Origin of the sequence: Hoeflea sp. BAL378 (assembly GCF_000759435.1) — a bacterium.
Classification (GTDB): Bacteria; Pseudomonadota; Alphaproteobacteria; order Rhizobiales; family Rhizobiaceae; genus Hoeflea.
Map to the genome: position 1 here is coordinate 1 of NZ_JRJG01000128.1, position 4,449 is coordinate 4,449.

Annotated in this window: 6 protein-coding genes, 1 pseudogene and 1 riboswitch; all 7 genes and pseudogenes read left to right on the forward strand. The window is 62.7% G+C overall.

Annotated elements, in window-relative coordinates:
• The first annotated feature begins 154 nt into the window (after window positions 1–154).
• Window positions 155–232: riboswitch (SAM riboswitch) on the forward strand.
• Between the two features lie 58 nt (window positions 233–290).
• Window positions 291–1,229: a homoserine O-succinyltransferase gene (gene metA / locus LL06_RS21515; protein ID WP_035531712.1), complete on the forward strand. Its 939-nt coding sequence runs from the start codon at window positions 291–293 to the stop codon at window positions 1,227–1,229.
• A gap of 3 nt (window positions 1,230–1,232) precedes the next feature.
• Entirely contained in the window at window positions 1,233–1,697 is a 465-nt protein-coding gene (locus LL06_RS21520) for a GNAT family N-acetyltransferase (protein WP_035531715.1), read from the forward strand.
• 97 nt (window positions 1,698–1,794) lie between these two features.
• Window positions 1,795–2,025: a type II toxin-antitoxin system prevent-host-death family antitoxin gene (locus LL06_RS21525; RefSeq protein WP_035531717.1), complete on the forward strand. Its 231-nt coding sequence runs from the start codon at window positions 1,795–1,797 to the stop codon at window positions 2,023–2,025.
• 10 nt (window positions 2,026–2,035) lie between these two features.
• Complete coding sequence (locus LL06_RS21530) at window positions 2,036–2,419, forward strand: type II toxin-antitoxin system death-on-curing family toxin (protein WP_244447203.1); 384 nt, start codon at window positions 2,036–2,038, stop codon at window positions 2,417–2,419.
• Window positions 2,420–2,516: 97 nt separating this feature from the next.
• Window positions 2,517–3,020, forward strand: coding sequence for a hypothetical protein (locus LL06_RS21535; protein ID WP_035531719.1), 504 nt, complete (start codon window positions 2,517–2,519; stop codon window positions 3,018–3,020).
• A gap of 42 nt (window positions 3,021–3,062) precedes the next feature.
• The gene (locus LL06_RS21540; RefSeq protein ID WP_035531720.1) at window positions 3,063–4,247 is read left to right on the forward strand and encodes a VWA domain-containing protein; all 1,185 of its coding nucleotides are present in this window, start codon (window positions 3,063–3,065) and stop codon (window positions 4,245–4,247) included.
• A gap of 75 nt (window positions 4,248–4,322) precedes the next feature.
• Window positions 4,323–4,449, forward strand: a pseudogene (locus LL06_RS28315) (galactose-1-epimerase); the annotation flags it as partial.

Consider the following 4,449-nt stretch of genomic DNA (forward strand, 5'->3'; position numbering starts at 1 on the left):
CGACGCGGAGGCCCCCGCCGGTCTTGTCGCCGGCGCCCTTCAGCCCACGTAACCGGCCTGATCTCGGCAGACGGCGGTCCGGTCCCCTCCGCAGGGGCCGGCCTGCCGGTCCCTGCACTGCCGGGGACATTGACCTTGGCTTGCGCCGGATCTAGATTGGCGCGGTGGTGATTTGGCCGGCCGGCTTGCAGCCACGTTAAAAAACTCGCTAAAGGGCCGACGGGGCAGTATCCCTCCGGACCGGCGGCGTTCAGAGTCGCGGCCGGTTGTGTGTTGGAGCTAGCCGCGTCATGCCGATCCGTATTCCCGATGGTCTTCCCGCCCGCGATATCCTGGTGCGCGAAGGCGTGCAGATCATGGATGAATCCATTGCCGTTCGGCAGGATATCCGCCCGCTGCATATCGGCCTGCTCAACCTCATGCCCAACAAGATCGCCACCGAAACGCAGATCGCGCGGCTCGTCGGCGCCTCGCCGCTGCAGGTCGAGCTGACGCTGGTGCGCATCGGCTCGCACGTCGCCAAGAACACCGCGGAAGATCATCTGATCAACTTCTACCACACCTGGGACGAGGTGAAGCACCGCAAGTTCGACGGCTTCATCATCACCGGCGCGCCGATCGAGACCATGCCGTTCGAGGAGGTCACCTATTGGCCGGAGATGGAGGAGATCCTCGACTGGACCACGACCCATGTGCATTCGAGCTTCTTCGTCTGCTGGGGGGCGATGGCGGCGGCCTGGCATTTTCATGGGGTGCCCAAGCGGGCGCTCGCCGAGAAGGCGTTCGGCATCTACCGGCACCGCAACCTCAATCCCGCCTCGCCCTATCTGATGGGGTTTTCGGACGACTTCCAGGTCTCGGTGTCGCGCTGGACCGAGGTCCGGCGCGAAGACCTGACGCCGGATTTCGAAGTGCTGATGGAAAGCGACCAGACCGGGCTCTGCCTCTTGCACGAGAGCTTCGCCAACAGGCTCTATATCTTCAATCACATCGAGTATGATTCGGGGACGCTCGCCGAGGAGTATTTCCGCGACGTGAAGGCGGGCATGCCGATCAAGCCGCCGCACAATTATTTCCCCGGCGACAATCCGGAGAACAAGCCCTCCAACCGGTGGCGCAGCCATGCGTTCCTGCTGTTCGGCAACTGGATCAACCAGGTCTACCAGACCACGCCGTTTGACATGAATGACATTGGCGCAGATCGTGTGCCGGCACTGACGGCGGAGTGAACGGTGACGGCACAAGTGACGATACGGCCGATCGAGGCCGGCGACGAGGCGGAGTGGCGCAGGCTGTGGACGCTCTATCTGGAATTCTATGAATCGAGCGTGCCGGAGGAGGTCTACCGCACCACCTTCGGTCGGATCCTGTCCGATCATACTGCAAGCGAAGCGGCGTTCTACGAGCCGCGCGGATTGCTGGCGCTGGTGGACGGCAGGCCGGTGGGGCTGGTGCATTATTTCTATCACCGGCACTGCTGGCAGGTGGAGCATGTGTGCTACCTGCAGGACCTGTTCGCCGACCCGGAGGTCCGCGGCGCGGGCGTCGGCCGGGCGCTGATCGAGGCGGTCTACCGCGAGGCCGACGCGGAAGGCTGCCCGCGCGTCTACTGGATGACGCAGGAGTTCAACGCGACCGCGCGCAAGCTCTACGACCGCATCGCCACGCTGACGCCCTTCATCAAGTACAGCCGCTAAGTTTCTCTCTCCGCATATCCGGCTTGAATTTTCTGGCCAAATTGGCTATTTTGGCTCAAATAGCCAATTTGGCTGAACGTAGAGATGGAGAGCGGTCATGAAGGTCATGCAGGCAAGCGAAGCCAAGAACCGGTTCGGGGAACTGCTGGAAGCGTCGGCTGTGGCGCCTGTCGTGATCCGCAAAAACGGGCGCGATGTTGCCGTGGTTGTGTCGAAGGCCGAATATGACCGCAAGATCGCCCAGCTTTCCAAAAAAGATCTGGTCCTCAAATACCATGAAGAGAGCATAGAGAACTTTGCGGGTCTTTATGAAGAGCTGGCCAAGTAGGCGCTGAGCCGTGCGCGAAACACTCTATCTCGACATGGAAGATGTGCTGGCGATCCATGCCCGCCAAAACGAGAAATTTGGCGGCGCCGGAGGGATTCGTGACGCCGGCTTGCTCGACGCGGCGATAAAGCGTCCACAATCGGGTTATTACGCCGATCTGATCGAGGAGGCCGCGGCGCTTTGGGAAAGCCTGACGATGAATCACTGCTTCATCGACGGCAACAAGCGCGTTGGCTTTGCGTGTGTCTACGTCTTCCTGCGCCTGAATGACGTGAAAATTGTTGCACCTGAAGGTGCGGCAACGCGGTTCGTTCTGGATAACATTGAACAGGGCAGCTTCACCAAGGACACGCTCGACGCCTGGCTCCGGGCCAACACCGCTCCCGCGGCATAGAGGGTAACGCGCCTAGTCTGGCATGGCGGCCGATCCTGTGAGATACTGACAGCCGTTCAAAGCATATCCATGATCAACCGGCTAGGGAGCTGCAGTCATGATCGTGTGTGAAGACAGATCCTTCGAGAAAATCGTTGCCGCGGCGGTCGGGCTCGTGCTGGTGCTGATGGCCATCGGCTGGGCGACGCGCGAGGATCCGGCGGAAAAGCCCTATCTCGGCATCGCCGGCGGCGGCTTCATCTTCAACTACCGCGAAGCCCAGGTCTATTACGGCTTCATCGCCAATGTGCTCAAGCCGCTGCCGGTGGGCACCTGGATGATCGCCGATTTCGAGGATCCCGGCGGCGGACCGCCGCTCACGGTCGAGACCCGGCTGCATGCCCGCAGCACCCGCTACGGGGTGCATTCCCCAAAGGTCCGCGGGGTCAAGGCGGGGCAGCCCTACAAGGTGTCGATCCGGCTCTACGATCACACCCGCACCAAGCTCATCTGGTCGCTGGACAAGAGCTTCACCAGCCAGATCGACGACAGCATCGTGCCGGAAAAGCCGCTGACCATCGGCCCCAGCTATTTTCCCAACCCGGAGCTCACCGGCGGCTAAAGCGGTTGGCAACCGGGCGTCATTGCGGCTAAGGTCGCACGCATGTTTTTGCCGTTTTTCCTGGAACTCAAGGCCGCCAAAGTGCCGGTCTCGCTGCGCGAGTATCTCACCCTGATCGAAGGGCTTGAGGCCGGACTGGCGCGCTACGACATCGAGGGCTTCTATTATCTCGCCCGCGCCGCGCTGGTGAAGGACGAGCGCCACATCGACCGTTTCGACCAGGTGTTCTCGCATTATTTCCGCGGCGTTGAGGCGATCGCCGGAGAAAGCCCGCTTGATGCCCGCGCGCTGCCCGAGGAATGGCTGCGGCGCATGGCGGAAAAACATCTCACTCCCGAGGAGAAGAAGCTGATCGAGAGCCTGGGCGGCTTCGACAAGCTGATGGAAACCCTCAAGCAGCGGCTCGAGGAGCAGAAGGGCCGGCACCAAGGCGGCTCGAAATGGATCGGCACCGCGGGGACGTCGCCCTTCGGCGCCTATGGCTACAATCCCGAGGGCGTGCGCATCGGCCAGAACGAGAGCCGGCACCGGCGCGCGGTCAAGGTCTGGGACAAGCGCGAGTTCAAGAACCTCGACGACACGGTGGAGCTCGGTACCCGCAACATCAAGGTGGCGCTGAGACGGCTGCGGCGCTGGGTGCGCGAGGGTGCTGCCGAGGAGTTCGACCTTGCCGGCACGATCCAGTCCACCGCCGAGCATGGCTGGCTCGACGTCAGGACGCGGCCGGAGCGGCGCAACGCGGTCAAGCTCCTGATGTTCTTCGACATCGGCGGCTCGATGGACGACCACATCAAGGTGGTCGAGGAGCTGTTTTCGGCGGCGCGCAGCGAATTCCGGCACATGGAATATTTCTACTTCCACAACTGCCTCTATGAAGGGGTCTGGCGCGACAACCGAAGGCGGCGGCAGGAACTGCTGCCGACGATCGACGTGCTGCGCACCTACGGCTCGGACTACCGGGTGATCTTTGTCGGCGACGCGGCGATGAGCCCCTACGAGATCGTCTCGCCGGGCGGTTCGGTCGAGCACTGGAACGAGGAGCCGGGCCAGGTCTGGCTCAAGCGGGTGCTCGACCATTTCCACAAGGCCGCCTGGCTCAATCCGACGCCGGAGGCCTATTGGCCGCACACCCATTCCACGACGCTGATCCGGCATCTGTTCGGCGACCGGATGTTTCCGATGACGCTTTCGGGTCTTGAGGCCGCAACGCGCCAGCTCACGCGCTGACGCGCTCTTGCGTTGAGCCGGTTTTGCGGTCATGCCCTGACCGGCAGGGCGCGTTCACTTGACGGGAGGCATGGCATGGCGATCGAGGACTTTGGCCGGACCGCGGATGGCGAGACGGTCCACCGGGTGACGCTGGAAGGCGGCGGGCTGACCGCGCGGGTGATGACCTGGGGCGCGACGCTTCAGGAACTGTGGCTCGAGG